We start from the raw sequence: 18,265 nt of genomic DNA, 5'->3' as shown, positions 1-18,265 counted from the left end.
GGCCTGGGGGGCGGGACGGCGGCGTACTTGGCGCAGGACGCGCAGGAGGACGACCGAGAGATCTGGTTCGGCACGGACCCGGCGCACGAGTCTTTCGGCGCGCGCCGGTTCAAGGTGGACGACGGGCCCGTCCCGATCCTCGGCGGCGAAGGGATTACGCCGGCGCATTCCAACTACTTCAACCCGAAGAAGGATTCGGTGTCGGCCGACAACATCGCCAAGATTGTCGCCGGCAAGTCAGACGGGATTCAGGTGGAAAGGTGGAGGTAAAGCGGGGGCTGAGGTACGCGTCAGGCTTCATCGCGGCCTGTGTGGTGGTGGCCGGGTGCGGTGTTGCCGGGCGTACGGTTTCGGACCAGAAAAGCAGGTTGAGCATGAATATGCAGGAGGCTGCGGAGCGCGCTGACTCCATCCTTGACGCAACGTTCGGCGCCATTAGGCCCGAAGTCCGTTGGACGCACGGTGAGACGACGACAGGTAGTTGCGATCTCTCGCGCCGCCGCGCGGTAATGACCGTGATTTCCGAACAGCGGCGCGGTGGATTTCTGGGCGTGGTCGAACGGTTCTGGCGCAAGAGCGGCTATGAGATCACCTCGGTCAATACCAACCGGGAGTTTCCCGCGATCTATGCCAGGTCACCCGACGGATTCGGACTCCGGCTGAGCATCGCCGGAAAGGGGCAGGCGTTCTTCGAGGTCGCGACTCCCTGCGTTGAGGAGTCCGACGTCGCCGGGCCGACTACCCCGGCCAACGGCCCCGACTATCGCGGCGGTCCCATCCCGCGACCCGACGTGCACGACAGCTTCTGGTCATCCCTGGGGGGACTTTCGGCGGGGGTTGGCGGTACTGCCTGAAAGCGGGGAGGCCCGCCTAGACTGGGGGGACTGGCGGCCCTGACGCGGAGGGTGTTTGACGGTGCGTAAGGCGTGGCTCGGCGTGGTCGCTGTCGGTGGTGTCGGGATCGGATTCGTCGCGTTGCTCGTGGTGGGGACCTATTCCGCCGCCGCCGGGCTCGTCGGGGGCGGGCGTGCCGTCGGGCTTGCCAAGGGCGCCGTACCCGCCGCGTATCAGCCGCTCGTGCAGGACTGGGGCACGTACTGTTCCGCCATCAACCCCGCCCTGCTCGCCGCGCAGTTGTACCAGGAGAGCGGCTGGAACCCCAGCGCGCAGAGTCCCGCCGACGCCCGGGGGATCGGGCAGTTCATCCCCGGGACCTGGCAGTCGCACGGGATAGACGGGGACGGCGACGGGGACCGGGACATTTGGGATCCCGCGGACGCGATTCCCTCCGCCGCCTCGTACGACTGTGAATTGGCCGGATACGTCAAGGACGTGCCCGGGGATCCGACCGACAACATGCTCGCGGCGTACAACGCCGGGGCGTACGCGGTGATCAAGTACGGGGGTGTGCCGCCGTACCGGGAGACACAGAACTACGTCAAGATCATCCGGACGCTGGAGAAGAGCTTCGCCCGGCCGGTCGGGCGGGTCGCGCCGTCGCAGCAGGCCGCCGCGGCGATCCACTTCGCACAGGAGAAGCTCGGTACGAAGTACCTCTGGGGCGGGAACGGTACGCCGGAACAGGGCGGGCGGTTCGACTGTTCCGGGCTGACGCAGGCGGCGTACCGGACCGTGGGGATCGAGCTGCCGCGCGTCGCCAACGACCAGTACAACGCGGGTGAACATCCCTCGCGGGACGAGCTGCTCCCCGGTGATCTCGTCTTCTTCTCGGACGATCTGACGAACTCGCGCGCGATCCGGCACGTGGGGCTCTATGTGGGCGGCGGGTACATGATCAACGCGCCGTACACCGGGGCCGTGATCCGGTTCGACAAGATCGACACCCCGGACTACTTTGGTGCCACCCGGGTCACCGAGGACGGTGCGAAGTCGCTGCCGACCGATCTCCCGGCGAGCCGCCCCAACGCCTGAGGGGTGGGTCCCGGGGGCGGGTTCCGGGCCCGGGATGCTGGGCCCGCGGTCGGTCTCCGATCGCCGTTCATGGCCGGAACTGTCCCTCGTACCGGCCGGTAGCGGCCGTCTGAACTGGGACGACGTGTCACTCTTCGATAACGTCATGGTGATCGTTCGGTGGAGAGCGGAACGCTGGCGGTGAGTAGGCCGTTCCCTGGACGGAGCCGCGGTATTGATCACGCGGGATGTTCCGTACCGACCACGGGGGTTGGTAGAGGCAGCGCGCACCGAGATGCGGCTTGCCGGGTGACAAGGCAAGGGGCCGCTGCAGATGGCTGGACTCGTACTGGATGGGTCGAACCCCGATGTCAGCCTGCTCTATGACATCAACGGACTCGCCAAGGACGCTCCCTCGTGGTTCGACCGCGTCATTGAGTTCGTCGGCGAGTACGGGATCATGGTCGCGCTGGTGCTCATCCTGGCCGGGTGCTGGTGGAGCGTACGGGGGCGCGGGTCCGCGGAGGATTCCGTCACCGCCGTCGTCGGGCTGCTCTGGGCGCCGCTGGCCGCCGCGGTCGCGCTGCTGGTCAATATCCCCATCCGGGGTTTTGTGGAGCGGCCGAGACCGTTCGTGGATCACAGGGGACTGGAAGTCCTGGTGGCGGGGAAGACGGACTACTCGTTCGTCAGCGATCACGCGACCATGGCCATGGCGCTCGGCGCCGGGATCTTCATCGCGCACCGCAGATTCGGGCTGGCCGCGATAGCGCTGGCGCTGCTGGAAGGCTTCTGCCGGGTCTATATGGGGGTCCATTACCCGACCGATGTGATCGGCGGGTTCGCACTCGGTACGGCGGTCGCCCTGCTGCTCACCCCGCTCGCGCTGGCGCTGCTGACGCCGCTCGTGTCCGCGGTGGCCCGTTCGCAGCGCGCGGGCTGGGCCGTACGGTCACGGGCCGCGCGCGAGGCGGATCGTGTGGGGGAGTACGGGGCGGTGGGCGGGACGCGGCCGCTCGGGCTGCCGGAGCCGCGCCCCGACGACAACAATCTGGCGGCGTGATGTGACGGCCGAGGATCCGCTCCCACCCTGCGGGTGGTTTGTCCTCAATCGCCGGACGGGCTTGATTTCCGACCTGGCTGGAAAACACCGTCAGCGCGAGGCCACCGCGCTCACCACCACGTTCGAATCCCAGTGCCCCTGGGCGTTGATGACCCCGCCGCAGGTGATCAGGCGTAGCTGCGAGTTCGGTACCGGTCCGTAGACCAGCTTCGTCGGGAAGTTCTTCGTCGGGTACGTGCTGACGGAGGTCACACGGAAGGGCAGCCGCCGCCCGTCCCCCTGCTCCGTCTCGACCAGATCGCCGGGCCGCAGCCGGCCGAGCTTGGCGAACGCGGCGTTCTTGATGTTGTCGCGGCCGTTGCGCGCCGCGACACTGCCGGGGTTGGCCGGGGCGTCCCGGTGCCCGACCAGGACGGCCGGGCCGATGTCGCCGGGGCGCGGCCCCAGCGCGTACCAGCCCACCTTCATCGCGTCCCGGAAACCCGGCGGGTTCAGCGAGCCCTTGTCGTCCACGCCGAGCGGCAGGACGTCCACGGCCAGCCCCAGCACGGGTATGCGCAGGCGTACGGGGGCGGTGGGCGGGTCGGTGACCTTGATCAGGCGGGGTTCGGCGGTGTCCGCCGGCGGCACGGCCCGCTGCGGGAACAGATGCAGCAGTACGGCGGCCAGGGCGCACAGGACCGAGACGGCGAACAGGACCTTGACCGTCCCGTTCGCCGCCCTCGTAGCCGTACGCGTACCACGCGCTCGGCGTGCCCGGAGCGATGTGCGTGCTTCACGCGCTCGCCCCGCCAGGCGTGTCATGCGTGTCCTGTGCGCCGTACGGTCCTGGCCGGCCGGCCCCGCCGGTCCGGTCAGTGGTGGTCACCCGTGGCACGCCACCGGCGGCGGCGCACCACGAGGATCGTGCCGGCGGCGGCCGCGGCGGTCGCGCCGATGGCGAGGGTGAGTTCGGCCGTACCGGTACGGCGCGGTTCGTACGCGGAGGGCAGGTGGCGCGCGCCTCCTCTGGCCGCTCCGGAGGGGGTGACCTGGAGGGCGCCCACGGACGGCCCGGGGATGTTGGAGGTGCCCGTTCCGGTACCAGTGCCTGTCCCTGTACCCGTGCCCGTCCCGGTGCCCGTACCCGTGGTCGCGTTGCCGCGCGTCGGCTGCGCGGGCGCCACCGGTGCCACCGGCTTCGGTACGGGCGCCTGCGGCGCCTTCGGCGTCGGGGTCCACGGGCTCGTCCTGCCGGGAGGCCGCGGCAGGGGCACCCGTCCGCGCGACGTTCCGCTGGCGGTCGGCGCCGGAGGCTTGGGCGCCGTCGTCTTCGACTTCGTGGCGGACGGCTTCGGCTTGGCCTTCGACGCCGTCGGGTTCGGCAGCGGCGCGGTCGCCGACGACCTGCTCCGGTCCGACATGGCCTCGCCGTCCGCGGAGACCAGGCTGAAGCCGTCGACGTTCTGGCCCTTCGGATCGTTGGGCCGGTCGCTCTTGTAGTAGTAGAGCGGGTGGGTGTTGTAGATGACGTGCGGCTCGGTGCTGTTCACCGCGTTGAGCGGGGTCTGGGCCGTCTCGCCGATCACACCCGCCGACTTGGTCGGGAAGCCGATAGCGGCGGGCCACTTCGCGGCGCACGCGCCGGAGCACGAGGGCCTGTCCGGTTTGTCGGCGAGCCGCATATAGAGCGGGTTGCCGTTCTCGTCGGCCAGCACTTGACCCAGGCCGGTGTTGATGAGCGTCAGTTCGCTCGGCTCCTTCGGGCGGTCCACCGCCGTGGCGGCGCCACCGAGTGCGACAAGGAGCATGGCGGCCGTGGTGAGCGTGGCTATCCGGGGTCCGTATCGGTCCATGGGTACGCCCCTGTGAGTCGGTCTGCCGGGTGTGCCCCCTCTGATTGCTACATACAGAGCATCCTCAAGCGGCCGGTACGGCCACCTCGGTGGGCCGTCCGAGCGACTACCCGCATGCCGCGCGCGAGTCTCAGAGCGCCTGCGGAAAATCGAACAGCCGCTCAGGGTCGTACTGCTTCTTCAGCCGTGCCAGCCGGTCCGCGGCCGGGCCGTAGTAGGCCGCACGCCAGTCCGTCAGGGCCGGGTCGGTGTAGTTCTGGTACGCCGCGCCCGACGCGTACCGGCGCAGCGACCCATGGGTGGTTTTCAGCCATGCGCGCTCCGCCGCTCCGGGGGTGCCGGGCTCCCAGGCGGCGATGTACTGGGCCAGGATCCGCGAACGCCGGTGGACGAAGGCGGTCGCCAGCGGGTCCACCCGGTTGACCGCGCCGCCGAGCGCCGTGAGGGCGATGGAGCCGCCCCCGCCGCCGGACCCCTTCCTGCCGCCCCCGTCGCCCGGCAGCCGGGTGAACGCCTCGGCGGCCGAGACCAGGGCGCGCACTCCGGCCGGTGAGAGGGACCGGTCGAAGAAGTCCGAGGCCGCGGCATAGGTCTCGCGCTGGAGTGCGCCGTCCGGGCTGCGGCCGGGGGTCGTACCCGGCAGATGGCACTGCTCCTGGGTGAGCCCGGAGCAGCCCGCGTACACCAGCATCGCCTCCTCGTACCCGCGCTGCCGCAGTGATATGGAGCCGGCCGGGCCGGGACCGCCCGGGCCGTCGGCGAGCCGGTCGAGCGCGTTCTTGAGTCCGGTCTCGTCACCGAGGGAGAAGACGGAGAGGGAGACGGTCGGGGCCGAGCCGCCGGGGCCCGCGGAGAGATGGAGCGAGGACCAGATCTCGTCCGGCTGGTCAGGGCCCCACTCCTGCCAGGCCGCGAGCAGGGTCTGCGCCTTGGACCAGGGCCAGCTCAGAAAGGCGGAGACGGTCGTCGGCGCGGGGTGGGTACGGAACCGCATCTCGGTGACGACACCGAAGTTGCCGTTGCCCGCGCCGCGCAGCGCCCAGAAGAGGTCCTCGTTCTGCCCGGCCTCGGCGGTGAGCCGCTGGCCGTCGGCGGTGATCAGGGTGGCGGAGAGCAGGCTGTCGCAGGTCAGACCGTACGCCCGGGCGGCGACACCATGCCCGCCGCCGAGGGTGAGCCCGGACACCCCGACGGTCGGGCAGGAGCCCGCGGGGATCGTACGACCGTGCTCCGCCAGAGCGCGGTAGACATCGGCGAGCCTGGCGCCCGCGCCGACGACCCCGTCCGAACCCGCCGACTCCAGCGAGCCGAGCCGCGATATGTCGATGACGAGACGGCCGTCACCGCTGGACCAGCCCGCGTACGAGTGACCGCCGCTGCGGATGGAGACGGGGGTGCCATGCGTCCTGGCGAAGGCGAGACACTCCTTGATGTCGTCGTCGCCGGCGACATAGGCGACGGCCGCGGGCTTCAGGGAGTCGAAGCGGGTGTTGTAGAGCTGCCGGGCCGTTCCGTACTCGGTGTCCTCGGGGCGTACGAGATCGCCGTCGAGCCCCTTGGCCAGCGCGCCCCAGCTCGGGGCGCCGCCCGCGGGTCTTGCCGTACCGGCCGGTGGGCTGCTGGGCGGTCCGCCCTTGTCGCCCGCGCCGCTCGTACCGCCTGAGCTGCCCGTACCGCCGGAACAGGCAGTCGCGGTCGCCGCGGTGAGGGCGGCGGCCGCGGCGGCGGTGAGCAGGGTGCGCCGTTCCATGGGTCGCATAGGAAGGTCTCCTGAGGAGGGAAGGGTGCCTCAGGGGTGCAACGGTTCCGGATCGGGAAGTTCCGCTTCAGCTCTGTGGCGCGTGGGACGCCGCGTCCGTACGGGCGCGGTCGCGGGATCTGCGGGCGGGGCCCGACCAGCCGCAGCTACAGCGGGCCAGAGCGAACGAACCGCGTTCCAGGGTTGAGGTGATGTGGGGTGATATGGGGTGAAGTAAAGGGGTGGAGGGCGGGACGCCTATGGGGGGTTCCGATGTGTTGTGCTCGCACACGGACTCCACCGTACCGAGGTGTTCGCGCCCCATGGCAGGGCCCGGCGTGACGCCTGGCGTGATGCCCGGCACGCCGCGCGGCGTGACGGGGGACGCGGGGCGTCGTTATCCGGAGCGGGTGAGCTTCGGACAAACGACGGCCAGGCGTTGGGGGTTGGCAGGCGATGGTGGTGCGGCAGCACAGAGGCAAGGGTGTGGCGTTCGCCGCCGTGGCTGTGGCCGGAGTCGTCGCCGCGGCCTCCGGCTGCTCGGGAAGCGGAGGCGCCATGGCCGACGACCGGCCGGGCCGCGATCCCGGGGCGGTGCTGAGAGCGGCCGATGTGCTGCTGGCATCGGGGAGTTCGAAGGCGCGTACGTCCATGGAGATGGCGGCCGGCGGGACACGGGTGACCATCCGGGGCGAGGGCGGGTACGACTTCGTGCGGCGGATGGGGCGGCTCAGGGTCGTGCTGCCGAAGGATCCCGCGGGTACGAGCGGGCACCGGCCGATCACCGAACTGCTGTCGCCCGCCGCGCTCTATATGAAGAACCGCGGGGCCGGGGTGCCCATCGACAAGTGGGTCAGGGTGGATTCGACCACGCTGGACGACGGAAACCTGGTCACCGGCGGGGCGACCGATCCGCTGACCGCGGCCGAACTCCTGCGTGCTGCCCGGAATGTGGCTTTTATCGGGGAACTGGATCTGGCGGGCATCCGGGTCCGGCACTACCGGGGTGTGACGCACATCGGCCGCGCCGCGGTGTCGGCCGCTCCGTACGCGCGCGAGGCACTGGCCGCCGCGGCCAAGGGATTCGGGGAGAACGCGGTGCCGTTCGACGCGTATCTGGACGAGGCGGGGCGGCTGCGCAAGGTCAGGCACCAGTTCAGCTATGTCAATCAAGGGCAATTGGTCGATGTCGCGTCGACCACATTGCTGTACGCGTTCGGGGTCGCGGTTTCCGTCACGCTGCCGCCGTCCGACGACATCTTCGCCGGTGAGATCAAGGCATAACGCCGGGACTTGGGCGAATGCGCCCGGCCGCAAGATCGGATCCAGCCGTAACCATGGAGGACCAAGCCGGAAATGGTCCGGACGTGCCATGCGCGGTGTGTATCACGCTCCCTACGCTAGGAAGCCGATACCGGCAGCGATACCGGCAGGAAGGGGTGATTGCACGTGGCACTGTTGCGTACGCCGACCGTCCAGGACCACGTGGCCCTCGCCGAAATCGAGTTGTGCGGCGAGTTGATGATCGCGGCGTCGGCCGCGGACGAGGAACGGCTCAGCCCGGACCGTATCGACGAGGTGTTGAATGTGACGGCGGAGCGGGCGCCCCGGCCTGCCGCGCTCCTGCCGTCGTGCCAGGTGTGATGTGCGTCCGGACGTGATGTCCAGATGCGATGTCCGTATGTGATGTCCGTTACGAATCGGGCGTATCGGGGGCGTGTCAGGTACGGAGCAGCCGGGCGATCGCCTTGGTCGCTTCCTCCACTTTCGCATCGATTTCGTCCCCGCCCTTGATCGCGGCGTCGGCCACGCAGTGGCGCAGGTGCTCCTCCAGGAGCTGGAGCGCGAAGGACTGGAGGGCCTTGGTCGAGGCGGAGACCTGGGTCAGTATGTCGATGCAGTACACGTCCTCGTCGACCAGCCGCTGAAGGCCCCGGATCTGGCCCTCGATCCGGCGCAGCCGCTTGAGGTGTTCGTCCTTCTGCTTGTGATAGCCGTGCACGCCGCGGTCATGGTCGGTGAGGGCGGAGGGTGCGTCGCTCGTCGCCGCGCCGGCCGCCTCGGTGGTCGTCATCGCGTCCTCCTGCTGGGATGTCCGGGCCACTGGGTGCCCGAACTGCTGGATGTCCGAAAAGAGTCATATACCCCTCGTGGGTATATGGTACCCGTCTGTGGTCCTTGTGCAGGGCCCTGTGCATATCACCTTGTCTGATAGGCGACACTTGGAACTCGCCGGTTAGCAGTGGCCGGATGATGCGCCTAGCATCACCCTGACCGAATTCCATGTAACCCGAGGACCCCAGGTGCGATTTCGTCTGACCCCCAGGGAGACGAGCTTCTATGACATGTTCGCCGCGTCCGCGGACAACATCGTCACGGGCTCGAAACTCCTGATGGAACTCCTCGGGGCGGATTCCTCCGCCAGGGCCGAGATCGCGGAACGGATGCGGGCGGCGGAGCACGCGGGCGACGATGCCACCCACGCGATCTTCCATCAGCTCAACTCCTCCTTCATCACGCCCTTCGACCGCGAGGACATCTACAAACTCGCGTCCTCCCTCGACGACATCATGGACTTCATGGAGGAGGCCGTCGACCTCGTCGTCCTCTACAACATCGAAGAGCTGCCCAAGGGAGTGGAGCAGCAGATCGAGGTCCTCGCCAGGGCGGCCGAGCTGACCGCCGAGGCCATGCCGCACCTGCGCACCATGAACAACCTCACCGAGTACTGGATCGAGGTCAACCGGCTGGAGAACCAGGCCGACCAGATCCACCGCAAGCTGCTGGCCCATCTCTTCAACGGCAAGTACGACGCGATGGAGGTGCTCAAACTCAAGCAGGTCGTCGATGTGCTGGAAGAGGCCGCCGACGCGTTCGAGCACGTCGCGAATACGGTGGAGACCATCGCGGTCAAGGAGTCCTGAACCACGTGGACACCTTCGCACTGATCGTGACCATTGGTGTCGCGCTCGGCTTCACCTACACCAACGGTTTCCACGACTCCGCGAACGCCATCGCGACATCGGTGTCCACCCGGGCGCTGACTCCGCGCGCCGCGCTGGTGATGGCCGCGGTGATGAATCTCGCGGGCGCGTTCCTGGGGCAGGGGGTCGCCAAGACCGTCAGCGAGGGTCTGATCGAGACGCCCCATGGTTCGCGGGGGATGGGTATCCTCTTCGCCGCGCTGGTCGGTGCGATCGTCTGGAACATGCTCACCTGGTACTACGGACTCCCGTCCTCGTCGTCCCACGCGCTGTTCGGCGGTCTGGTGGGCGCGGCACTGGCCGGCGGTACGGATGTGATCTGGTCCGGCGTGCTGGAGAAGGTCGTCCTCCCGATGTTCGTGTCCCCGCTGGTCGGCCTCGGCATCGGCTATCTGGTGATGCTCGCGATCATGTGGATATTCCGTAGGTCCAGCCCGCACAAGGCCAAGCGTGGCTTCCGGATAGCCCAGACCGTGTCCGCGGCGGGCATGGCGCTCGGACACGGCTTGCAGGATGCGCAGAAGACCATGGGGATTGTGGTGATGGCGCTGGTCATCGCCGATGTGGAGGACTCGGGCGACACGATCCCGGTGTGGGTGAAGGTCGTCTGTGCGGTGATGCTGTCGCTCGGTACGTACGCGGGCGGGTGGCGCATTATGCGGACGCTCGGCCGGAAAATCATCGAGCTTGACCCGCCGCAGGGATTCGCGGCCGAGACGACGGGGGCGTCGATCATGTTCGGCTCGGCGTTCCTGTTCCACGCGCCGATCTCGACGACGCATGTGATCGCCTCGGCGATCATGGGGGCCGGGGCGACGAAGCGGGTGAACGCGGTGCGCTGGGGCGTCGCGAAGAACATCGTTCTCGGCTGGTTCATCACGATGCCGGCGGCGGCACTGGTCGCGGGGCTGAGCTTCTGGATCGTGGACCTGGCGTTCGGCTGACCTGGCCTTCGGCCGAGCGGCCGGGGGTTGCCCCCAGGCAGACACAGTTGGATCGTCGACCTGGTGTTCCGCTGACCTGGCCTTCGGCTGACCCGCGCCGTGCGCCTGCCGCCGTAAACGTAAATGGGCCCGCCCCCCTGGGAGAGGGGGCGGGCCCGTCGTCATGCGGTGGCACCGCCATGCAGCACCGCAGGACGGCTCTGTCGACCTATCCGAAGCGCCCGGAGATGTAGTCCTCGGTCGCCTGCACGGACGGGTTGGCGAAGATGCGCTCGGTGTCGTCGATCTCGATCAGCTTGCCGGGCTGGCCGACCGCCGCGAGGTTGAAGAACGCCGTACGGTCCGAGACCCGCGCCGCCTGCTGCATGTTGTGCGTCACTATCACGATCGTGAAGCGCTCCTTCAGCTCCCCGATCAGGTCCTCGATCGCGAGGGTCGATATCGGGTCGAGCGCGGAGCACGGCTCGTCCATCAGCAGGACGTCCGGCTCGACCGCGATCGCGCGGGCGATGCACAGACGCTGCTGCTGGCCGCCGGAGAGTCCGGAGCCGGGCTTGTTCAGACGGTCCTTGACCTCGTTCCAGAGGTTCGCGCCCTTGAGGGACTTCTCCACGACGTCCGCCAGCTCGCTCTTGCGGGCCTGGCCGTTCAGCCGCAGTCCGGCCGCGACATTGTCGAAGATCGACATCGTGGGGAACGGGTTCGGACGCTGGAAGACCATGCCGACCGTACGGCGCACCGCGACCGGGTCGACATTCGGACCGTACAGGTTCTCGTCGTCCAGGAGCACCTTGCCCTCGACCCTGCCGCCCGGCGTGACCTCGTGCATCCGGTTCAGCGTGCGCAGGAACGTGGACTTGCCGCAGCCGGACGGGCCGATGAAGGCCGTCACGGAGCGGGGCTCGACGGTCATCGAGATGTCGTCGATCGCCCGGTGGGAGCCGTAGTAGGCGGAGAGTCCGCTGACATCGATTCGCTTGGCCATGTCAATCACTGCTTCTTTCGTGGCCCCGCGCGGCGGAGCCGGATATCGGGCCTCAGCGGCCGGTCTTCGGGGCCTTCCAGCGGGCGATGCCGCGCGCCACCAGGTTGAGGATCATCACAAAGGCGATCAGGACCAGGGCCGCGGCCCACGCGCGGTCGATCGAGGCGACCTCGCCCGCTTTGTACTCCTGGTAGATGTAGAAGGGGAGCGACGACTGAGCACCCTCGAAGGGGTTCGAGTTGATCAGGTTGCTGCCGAAGACCAGCAGGATGATCGGCGCGGTCTCACCGGCGATACGCGCGATGGCGAGCATCACACCGGTGGTGATACCGCCGATCGCGGTCGGCAGGACGACCTTGAGGATCGTGCGCCACTTCGGTACGCCCAGGGCCAGCGAGGCCTCGCGCAGCTCGTTCGGTACGAGCTTGAGCATCTCCTCGGTGGAGCGGACCACGACCGGGATCATCAGGATGGTGAGGGCGAGCGAGCCCAGCAGACCGGACGGGGGGGTGTCGGTCATCAGCACCAGCGACAGGATGAACAGACCCGCGACGATGGACGGGATACCCGTCATGACGTCCACGAAGAAGGTCACGGCCCTGGCCAGCGCGCCCTTGCCGTACTCCACCAGATAGACGGCGGTCAGCAGACCGATCGGGGTGGCGATCACGGTGGCGATGCCGACCTGCTCCAGCGTGCCGATCAGCGCGTGGTAGACACCACCGCCCGGCTGGGAGCTGGGGACACCGGCCATCGAGTGGCTGAGGAAGTATCCGTCGAGGACCTTCACCCCGCGGCTGATGGTCGTCCACAGCAGCGAGAACAGCGGGATCACGGCGAGGACGAAGCACACCCAGACGACGCTGGTGGCGAGGCGGTCCTTGGCCTGGCGCTGGTTCTCCACCACCGAGGTGGTGACGTACGAGACGACGAGGAAGGCGATGACCGCGATCAGGCCCCACTGGACCTTGCTGTCGAGACCCGCGGCGGCTCCGATGCCCGCGCCGATGAGGATGCCGAGGACTGCGAATCCGGCCGGTGCCCAGCGGGGGAGGCCGCGGTGGCTGAGGCTCTGGCCGCCGTTCGAGGGCGGCAGCGGGGCCGGTGCTTGCTGTACGGCTGCGTGGCTCATGCGTTGGCCCCCGAGTACTCCTTGCGGCGCGCGATGATCAGGCGGGCCGCGCCGTTCACCAGCAGGGTGAGGAAGAAGAGCACGAGACCGGAGGCGATCAGGGCATCGCGCCCGGTCGCGTTGGCCTCGTCGAACTTCGCCGCGATGTTCTGGGCGAAGGTGCCGCCGACCGGGTCGGTCAGATGGAACGAGAGGACGAAGCTCGGGGAGAGGACCGTGGCGACGGCCATCGTCTCGCCGAGCGCGCGGCCGAGGCCCAGCATCGAGGCGGAGATGACACCGGAGCGCCCGAACGGCAGGACCGAGAGCCGGATGACTTCCCAGCGGGTGGCGCCCAGTGCGAGGGCCGCCTCCTCGTTCATCCGCGGGACCTGGAGGAAGACCTCCCGGCTGACGCTGGTCACGATCGGCAGGATCATGATCGCCAGCAGGATGCCGACCGTCAGCATGTTCCGGGCGACGCCGGGCTGGGTCTGGTCGAAGATGTACGTCCAGGCGAAGTACTGGTCGAGCCAGAGGTTCAGACCGTCGAGGTACGGCACGAGGACGAGTGCGCCCCAGAGGCCGTAAATGATGCTCGGCACGGCGGCGAGCAGGTCGATGACGTACGCGAGGGGCGCGGCCAGCCGGCGCGGCGCGTAGTGCGATATGAACAGCGCGATGCCGACGGCGATCGGGACGGCGATGACCATCGCGACGATCGAGCTGAGGATCGTACCGACGAGCAGGACGGGGATGCCGAAGACCGGCGGGGTGAGGGACGCGTCCCACTCGAAGGTGGTGAAGAAGTTGCCCTCGTTCTTGGAGAGGGCGAGCGAGGCGCGATAGGTGAGGAACACCGCGATCGACGCCATGATGACGAGCAGCAGAATGCCCGAGCCTCTGGAGAGGCCCGCGAAGATGTTGTCGCCCGCGCGGCCGGTGGAGGTGCCCGGCTTGGAACTCAGTGGGGGGGCTGGTGGTGTGTCCATGGGTGTGGTGGAAGCCATGATCTTTCCGGTCTGTGTGGGGGAGGATGGCTCCCCTGGCGGCGGTGCACCGGAGGCGGGACGGCCGTCGGCCCGGAGCGATACGCCGGGCCGACTTCCGTCACCTGCTGTTGTGTATTACGAGAGGGAGGCGACCGTCTCGCGGACCTTGGCGTTGATCTCGGCGGGGATCGGCGCGTAACCGGCCTCGGAGAGCAGCTTCTGGCCCTCATCGCTGGCGGTGTAGGTCAGGAAGGACTTGACGGCGGGGAGCGTCTCGGCCTTGTTGCCCTTGTCGCAGGCGATCTCGTACGTCACGAGGACGATCGGGTAGGCACCCTCGGCCTTGGTCGCGTAGTCCAGCTCAAGGGCCAGGTCCTTGCCGGTGCCCTTGATCTTGGCGGCGGCGATGGCCTTGGAGGCGTTCTCGGACGACGCCTCCACCGGGGCGGTGGCACCGGTGTCGATCTTGACGGTGGAGATCTGCTGCGAGGTGGCGTACGAGAGCTCGAAGTAACCGATCGAGCCGTCGACCTGCTTCACCTGCGTGGCGACACCGGAGGAGCCGGACGCGGCCTGGCCACCGGGGGCCGGCCACTTCTTCTCGGCCTCGTACTTCCAGTCCGCCGAAGCGGTGGCGCCCAGGTACTTGCCGAGGTTCTGCGTGGTGCCGGAGTCCTCGGAGCGGTGGAAGGCCTGGATGGGCTTCTTCGGGAGCTTGGTGCCCGGGTTCAGCTTGGCGATCGCGGCGTCGTCCCAGCTCTTGATCTTGCTGTCGAAGATCTTGGCGAGAGTCGGGGCGTCGAGGATGAGGCTGTCCACGCCCTCCAGGTGGTAGCCGATCGCGATGGGTCCGCCGACCATCGGCAGGTTGATACCCTGGCCGCCCTGGCAGATCTTCTTCGAGTCGGCGACCTCTTCGGGCTTGAGCGCCGAGTCGGAGCCGGCGAAACCGACGCTGCCCTGGTTGAAGGCGATGATGCCCTCACCGGAGGAGGACGACTTGTAGTTGACCTCGACCTCGGGGCAAGCGGCCATGTAGTCCTTGACCCAGAGGTCCATGGCGTTCTTCTGTGCGCTGGAACCGGACGCGAGAAGCTGGCCCTTGGCGTCCTCACATACAGCGTTCGCAGAAGCGGCGGGCTTCGAGGACGAGTCGCTGGGGTTGGAGTTGTCGTCCGATCCACACGCCGTGAGAACCAGGGCGCCGGAGACGGCGAGGGCACCGAGCGCGGTGGCGCGCAGCCCGTTCTTGCGCTGAAGCTTCACTTCGGGTGTTCCTTCCAAGAGCCGCCGGTCCTTGCTTATTGACGGCGGCGTGTGTCGGGGTGGTGGTGGGGCACTGCGACCGTCACCTTGTAAGCCCGAAATTAGGCAGATGAGGTGAAGCCGCCAACGGGGAAGAATGAACGGGAAGTGAACCGTGGCAGGCGGCACGGTGCCGGTCTCATTTTGGACTCGGTTCGATTCCGACGTTGTGAGTCCGGTGTGCGCGCCGAAGTGACAGGGAATCAGGTGACATTCGGTCAGATGGCGTGCAGCGCGGTCAGCAGTGCGTCGACGAGGAAGCGGTCGCGGGGCTGGGTCAGACGGTCCCTGGCGGCTTCGGGAGTGAGCCAGGCTATGCGGTCCACCTCGTCGTTCGGGGTGAAGACGCCGTCCGTGGCCTCGGCCGCCCAGTAACTGACCTGCTTCGGGCGGCCCTGGGCGAGGTAGCTGACCGTGCCCAACGGGGCTCCGGGGGCGCAGTGGTGGCCGGTTTCCTCGAACACCTCGCGCACGGCTGCGGCCAGTGTGCCTTCGGCGCGCTTGAGTTTGCCCTTGGGGTGCGACCAGTCGTCGTATTTCGGCCGGTGTACGAGACAGATTTCGGGGGTAGTGTCGCCGCCCCGAGTGTGGCGCCAGAGGACGCAGCCGGCCGCGAGCACCATGCCCTGCCGGTCCGGCTTGTCCTGCTCGCGCCGGTTGTTCCGGCTGTTCTCGCCGCTCTGGTTCTTCTGCTTGTCCTGGCCGGTCTGTGTCATGGCTTCGCCCCCGTTGCCGTCACCGTCGCCGTCGTCGCGCCCGTACCCGTACGAAGGCACCTGTTTCGGTACGGGCCCGTCCTGCGGCCCGTACCCGGTCATGGCGCGCCGGTCATGGCGCCGTCGCCGCCGCCCGCTGCCACACCTGCTGGAAGGCGAAGCGCGCCGCCTCGACCTCCAGACGCTGGTCCGCGTGCAGCACCCCCAGGGCGTACGCCGTCGCGGGCGCGATCCGCGGGGTGCGGGCCGCGTTCGCCGCGGCCGCCGCCGCCTCGGCCGCGTCCCGGTGCCGGTCCAGGGCCTGGCCCGCGCCCAGCAGCGTCGGATCGGGGGCGCCGCCGGCGCTCCAGACCTCCTGCGCGTACCGGTGCAGCCGCAGCAACTGCCGTACGTGGTGCCAGGGCGCGTCCTGCGCCTCGCCCTCCGAGGCCGTGGCCAGCCCGTGCACCAGGGCCTCCGCGTTGTACGGATGCGCCGCGCGGGCCAGCGGCAGCGCGGCCACCGCGTCCAGCAACTGCCGTTCCGTGTTCTCGCTCGGCCCGGCCAGCACCTCCACGGCCGGGGCCCCGGCCAGCGGCGACAGCGGCACCTCCGAGGCCAGCACCGCCACGGCGTCCGCCACCGCGTGGAAGCGCGACGAGCCGAGCGCCTGGAGCGCCGCCGAGTGCGCCCGCGTCCGCGCGAGCGTGAGCTGACGGTCCAGCAGCGCGCCGGCGCGCGACGCCCCGACGGTGAGCGTGCCGGGCGGCGGCCCCTCCGGGGAGCCGTCCGTACGCGAAGCGACCGCTGCCGCCGAGGCCGAGGCCACGGTGGCAGCCGAGGCCACGGCCGGAGTCACCGTCGCGCCCGAGAGCCGCGCCAGCGCCCCGAGCAGCCGGTGCAGCCGACCCGTACAGGCGTGCTCCTGCGCCAAGGTGCCCGACAGCCAGCCCAGTTCCGTACGGAGCTGATCCGCCCAGGCCGGGTCGAGCAGCGGCCGGAACGTATGCAGCCCGCCGCCGATCCTGCGCGCCGCGCCGCGCAGCGTCCGGGCCGCGGCCTCGGCCGCCGCCGTGTCCGAACCGCTCTCGCCGTACATCCGCAGCGCGCGCAGGAAGTCCCCGGCGCGCGCGTGCAGATAGCCGGCCAGGACCTCGCCCGCCGTCAGGCGGTCGGTGTCGCCCGCGGTAAAGGAGTCGATGTCCACTTCATGGTGCTGCACGCCGGCGCCTCCGGGCGTCTATGAGCATTTCCTGTACATGCCGCAGCGGCCGGCCGTCCTGGTCCGTGGCATGCCGGGTCCAGTTGCCGTCCGCGCCGAGGTGCCAGGAGGAGGTGTTGTCGGACATTCCGGTCTCCAGCAGCCGGATGAGTGCCGCGCGGTGGGCCGTGTCGGTGACCCGGACCAGTGCTTCGATACGCCGGTCGAGATTGCGGTGCATCATGTCGGCGCTGCCGAGCCAGACCTCCGGATCACCGCCGTTGCCGAACGCGAAGACCCGGGAGTGCTCCAGGAAGCGCCCCAGGACCGACCGCACCCGGATGTTCTCCGAGAGCCCGGCGACCTCCGGCCGCAGCGCGCATATCCCGCGGACCCAGACATCGACCGGCACCCCCGCCATCGAGGCCCGGTAACAGGCGTCGATGACCGCTTCGTCGACCATCGAGTTGACCTTGAACCGGACATAGGCGGGCCGCCCTGCCCGGTGGTGCGCCACTTCCTTGTTGATACGGGCGATCAGCCCGTCCCGCAGGGACTTCGGCGCGACCAGCAGCCGGCGGTAGGTCTCCCGGCGCGAGTAGCCGGACAGCCGGTTGAACAGGTCGGACAGGTCGGCGCCGACCTGCGGGTCCGCGGTCAGCAGCCCCAGGTCCTCGTACAGCCGCGCCGTCTTCGGGTGGTAGTTGCCCGTGCCGACATGGCTGTAGCGGCGCAGGGTGTCGCCCTCCTGCCGTACCACCAGCGACAGCTTGCAGTGCGTCTTCAGCCCGACCAGGCCGTACACCACATGGCAGCCGGACTCCTCCAGCTTCCGCGCCCACTTGATGTTGGCCTGCTCGTCGAAACGCGCCTTGATCTCGACCAGCACCAGGACCTGCTTGCCCGACTCGGCCGCGTCTATCAGCGCGTCCACGATCGGGGAGTCGCCCGAGGTCCGGTACAGCGTCTGCTTGATCGCCAGGACGTCCGGGTCGGCCGCGGCCTGCTCCAGGAACGCCTGGACGGAGGTCGAGAACGAGTCGTACGGATGGTGCAGCAGCACATCGCGCTCGCGCAGGGCGGCGAAGATGTCCGGCGCGGACGCCGACTCCACCTCGGCGAGATCACGGTGCGTGCCCGCTATGAACTTGGGGTACTTCAGCTCGGGCCGGTCGAGCCGCGAGATCCCGAACAGCGCCGTCAGATCCAGCGGCCCCGGCAGCGGATAGACCTCGGCGTCGGACACCTTCAGCTCGCGGACCAGCAGATCGAGGATGTACGGGTCGATGGACTCCTCGACCTCCAGCCGGACCGGCGGGCCGAAGCGGCGGCGCATCAGTTCCTTCTCCAGCGCCTTCAGGAGGTTCTCGGCGTCGTCCTCCTCCACCTCCAGGTCCTCGTTGCGAGTCACCCGGAACATGTGGTGCGCCAGCACCTCCATCCCCGGGAACAGCTCCTCCAGGTGTGCCGCGATCACATCCTCCAGCGGTACGTACCGCTG

Annotated in this window: 18 protein-coding genes and 1 pseudogene; 8 read left to right on the top strand and 11 right to left on the bottom strand. The window is 69.0% G+C overall.

Going from position 1 to position 18,265, the window contains the following annotated elements; genetic code table 11:
- From WH07_RS06050 to WH07_RS06035, 4 genes and pseudogenes are all read left to right on the top strand, one after another.
- Window positions 1-270: pseudogene (locus WH07_RS06050) on the top strand (alpha/beta hydrolase); the annotation flags it as partial.
- Between the two features lie 104 nt (window positions 271-374).
- On the top strand, window positions 375-854 hold the full coding sequence (locus WH07_RS06045; RefSeq protein WP_198533732.1) for a hypothetical protein: 480 nt from the start codon (window positions 375-377) through the stop codon (window positions 852-854).
- A gap of 61 nt (window positions 855-915) precedes the next feature.
- The gene (locus WH07_RS06040) at window positions 916-1,932 is read left to right on the top strand and encodes a C40 family peptidase (protein ID WP_046496231.1); all 1,017 of its coding nucleotides are present in this window, start codon (window positions 916-918) and stop codon (window positions 1,930-1,932) included.
- Between the two features lie 313 nt (window positions 1,933-2,245).
- Window positions 2,246-2,974, top strand: a complete 729-nt coding sequence (locus tag WH07_RS06035) for a phosphatase PAP2 family protein (RefSeq protein ID WP_046496229.1) — start codon at window positions 2,246-2,248, stop codon at window positions 2,972-2,974.
- Between the two features lie 90 nt (window positions 2,975-3,064).
- On the opposite strand, the gene WH07_RS06030 is transcribed toward WH07_RS06035, so the two are convergent.
- The 3 genes from WH07_RS06030 to WH07_RS06020 form a co-directional block, all read right to left on the bottom strand.
- Window positions 3,065-3,778: a sortase domain-containing protein gene (locus WH07_RS06030; protein ID WP_052744271.1), complete on the bottom strand. Its 714-nt coding sequence runs from the start codon at window positions 3,776-3,778 to the stop codon at window positions 3,065-3,067.
- Between the two features lie 50 nt (window positions 3,779-3,828).
- Window positions 3,829-4,809, bottom strand: coding sequence for a COG4315 family predicted lipoprotein (locus WH07_RS06025; RefSeq protein WP_046496227.1), 981 nt, complete (start codon window positions 4,807-4,809; stop codon window positions 3,829-3,831).
- A 130-nt stretch (window positions 4,810-4,939) separates the two neighbouring features.
- Window positions 4,940-6,559 (bottom strand): FAD-binding oxidoreductase, encoded by a 1,620-nt coding sequence (locus tag WH07_RS06020; protein WP_046496226.1) that lies wholly within the window; start codon window positions 6,557-6,559, stop codon window positions 4,940-4,942.
- A gap of 444 nt (window positions 6,560-7,003) precedes the next feature.
- On the opposite strand from WH07_RS06020, the gene WH07_RS06015 reads away from it, so the two are divergent.
- Complete coding sequence (locus WH07_RS06015) at window positions 7,004-7,831, top strand: hypothetical protein (RefSeq protein WP_046496223.1); 828 nt, start codon at window positions 7,004-7,006, stop codon at window positions 7,829-7,831.
- Window positions 7,832-7,990: 159 nt separating this feature from the next.
- Window positions 7,991-8,191 carry a hypothetical protein gene (locus tag WH07_RS06010; protein WP_046496221.1) on the top strand — a complete coding sequence of 67 codons (201 nt, stop codon included), beginning with the start codon at window positions 7,991-7,993 and terminating at the stop codon, window positions 8,189-8,191.
- Window positions 8,192-8,267: 76 nt separating this feature from the next.
- Here WH07_RS06010 and WH07_RS06005 read toward each other — a convergent pair whose 3' ends face one another.
- The gene (locus WH07_RS06005) at window positions 8,268-8,621 is read right to left on the bottom strand and encodes a metal-sensitive transcriptional regulator (RefSeq protein WP_046496220.1); all 354 of its coding nucleotides are present in this window, start codon (window positions 8,619-8,621) and stop codon (window positions 8,268-8,270) included.
- A gap of 229 nt (window positions 8,622-8,850) precedes the next feature.
- On the opposite strand from WH07_RS06005, the gene WH07_RS06000 reads away from it, so the two are divergent.
- Together WH07_RS06000 and WH07_RS05995 are read left to right on the top strand one after the other, a co-directional pair.
- Window positions 8,851-9,471, top strand: a complete 621-nt coding sequence (locus WH07_RS06000; RefSeq protein ID WP_046496218.1) for a DUF47 domain-containing protein — start codon at window positions 8,851-8,853, stop codon at window positions 9,469-9,471.
- Between the two features lie 5 nt (window positions 9,472-9,476).
- Window positions 9,477-10,475: an inorganic phosphate transporter gene (locus WH07_RS05995; RefSeq protein ID WP_046496217.1), complete on the top strand. Its 999-nt coding sequence runs from the start codon at window positions 9,477-9,479 to the stop codon at window positions 10,473-10,475.
- 208 nt (window positions 10,476-10,683) lie between these two features.
- Here WH07_RS05995 and pstB read toward each other — a convergent pair whose 3' ends face one another.
- The 7 genes from pstB to ppk1 all read right to left on the bottom strand — a co-directional run.
- The gene (gene pstB / locus WH07_RS05990) at window positions 10,684-11,460 is read right to left on the bottom strand and encodes a phosphate ABC transporter ATP-binding protein PstB (RefSeq protein ID WP_046496215.1); all 777 of its coding nucleotides are present in this window, start codon (window positions 11,458-11,460) and stop codon (window positions 10,684-10,686) included.
- Between the two features lie 52 nt (window positions 11,461-11,512).
- Window positions 11,513-12,592 carry a phosphate ABC transporter permease PstA gene (gene pstA, locus WH07_RS05985; RefSeq protein ID WP_046496214.1) on the bottom strand — a complete coding sequence of 360 codons (1,080 nt, stop codon included), beginning with the start codon at window positions 12,590-12,592 and terminating at the stop codon, window positions 11,513-11,515.
- The gene (pstC, locus tag WH07_RS05980; RefSeq protein ID WP_046496212.1) at window positions 12,589-13,581 is read right to left on the bottom strand and encodes a phosphate ABC transporter permease subunit PstC; all 993 of its coding nucleotides are present in this window, start codon (window positions 13,579-13,581) and stop codon (window positions 12,589-12,591) included. The genes pstA and pstC overlap by 4 nt, the downstream gene beginning before the upstream one ends.
- Window positions 13,582-13,698: 117 nt before the next feature.
- Entirely contained in the window at window positions 13,699-14,829 is a 1,131-nt protein-coding gene (gene pstS, locus WH07_RS05975; RefSeq protein ID WP_046496210.1) for a phosphate ABC transporter substrate-binding protein PstS, read from the bottom strand.
- A gap of 257 nt (window positions 14,830-15,086) precedes the next feature.
- Window positions 15,087-15,491: an NUDIX hydrolase gene (locus WH07_RS05970; protein WP_046496236.1), complete on the bottom strand. Its 405-nt coding sequence runs from the start codon at window positions 15,489-15,491 to the stop codon at window positions 15,087-15,089.
- A 205-nt stretch (window positions 15,492-15,696) separates the two neighbouring features.
- Window positions 15,697-16,785, bottom strand: coding sequence for a CHAD domain-containing protein (locus tag WH07_RS05965; RefSeq protein ID WP_408645806.1), 1,089 nt, complete (start codon window positions 16,783-16,785; stop codon window positions 15,697-15,699).
- On the bottom strand, window positions 16,772-18,265 hold a 1,494-nt coding region (gene ppk1, locus WH07_RS05960), incomplete at its 5' end, for a polyphosphate kinase 1 (protein WP_046496206.1). The genes ppk1 and WH07_RS05965, both read right to left, overlap by 14 nt.

Origin of the sequence: Streptomyces odonnellii (assembly GCF_000981895.1) — a bacterium.
Classification (GTDB): domain Bacteria; phylum Actinomycetota; class Actinomycetes; order Streptomycetales; family Streptomycetaceae; genus Streptomyces; species Streptomyces odonnellii.
The sequence above is the reverse complement of the archived record's forward strand: the minus strand, read 5'-3'. Positions and strand labels throughout refer to the sequence as shown.

Coding starts and splice junctions, on each gene's coding strand:
- WH07_RS06045 (WP_198533732.1), top strand. CDS start 375: ATGAATATGCAGGAGGCTGCGGAGCGCGCTGACTCCATCCTTGACGCA.
- WH07_RS06035 (WP_046496229.1), top strand. CDS start 2,246: ATGGCTGGACTCGTACTGGATGGGTCGAACCCCGATGTCAGCCTGCTC.
- WH07_RS06030 (WP_052744271.1), bottom strand. CDS start 3,778: ATGACACGCCTGGCGGGGCGAGCGCGTGAAGCACGCACATCGCTCCGG.
- WH07_RS06025 (WP_046496227.1), bottom strand. CDS start 4,809: ATGGACCGATACGGACCCCGGATAGCCACGCTCACCACGGCCGCCATG.
- WH07_RS06020 (WP_046496226.1), bottom strand. CDS start 6,559: ATGGAACGGCGCACCCTGCTCACCGCCGCCGCGGCCGCCGCCCTCACC.
- WH07_RS06015 (WP_046496223.1), top strand. CDS start 7,004: ATGGTGGTGCGGCAGCACAGAGGCAAGGGTGTGGCGTTCGCCGCCGTG.
- WH07_RS06005 (WP_046496220.1), bottom strand. CDS start 8,621: ATGACGACCACCGAGGCGGCCGGCGCGGCGACGAGCGACGCACCCTCC.
- pstB (WP_046496215.1), bottom strand. CDS start 11,460: ATGGCCAAGCGAATCGATGTCAGCGGACTCTCCGCCTACTACGGCTCC.
- pstA (WP_046496214.1), bottom strand. CDS start 12,592: ATGAGCCACGCAGCCGTACAGCAAGCACCGGCCCCGCTGCCGCCCTCG.
- pstC (WP_046496212.1), bottom strand. CDS start 13,581: ATGGCTTCCACCACACCCATGGACACACCACCAGCCCCCCCACTGAGT.
- WH07_RS05970 (WP_046496236.1), bottom strand. CDS start 15,491: ATGGTGCTCGCGGCCGGCTGCGTCCTCTGGCGCCACACTCGGGGCGGC.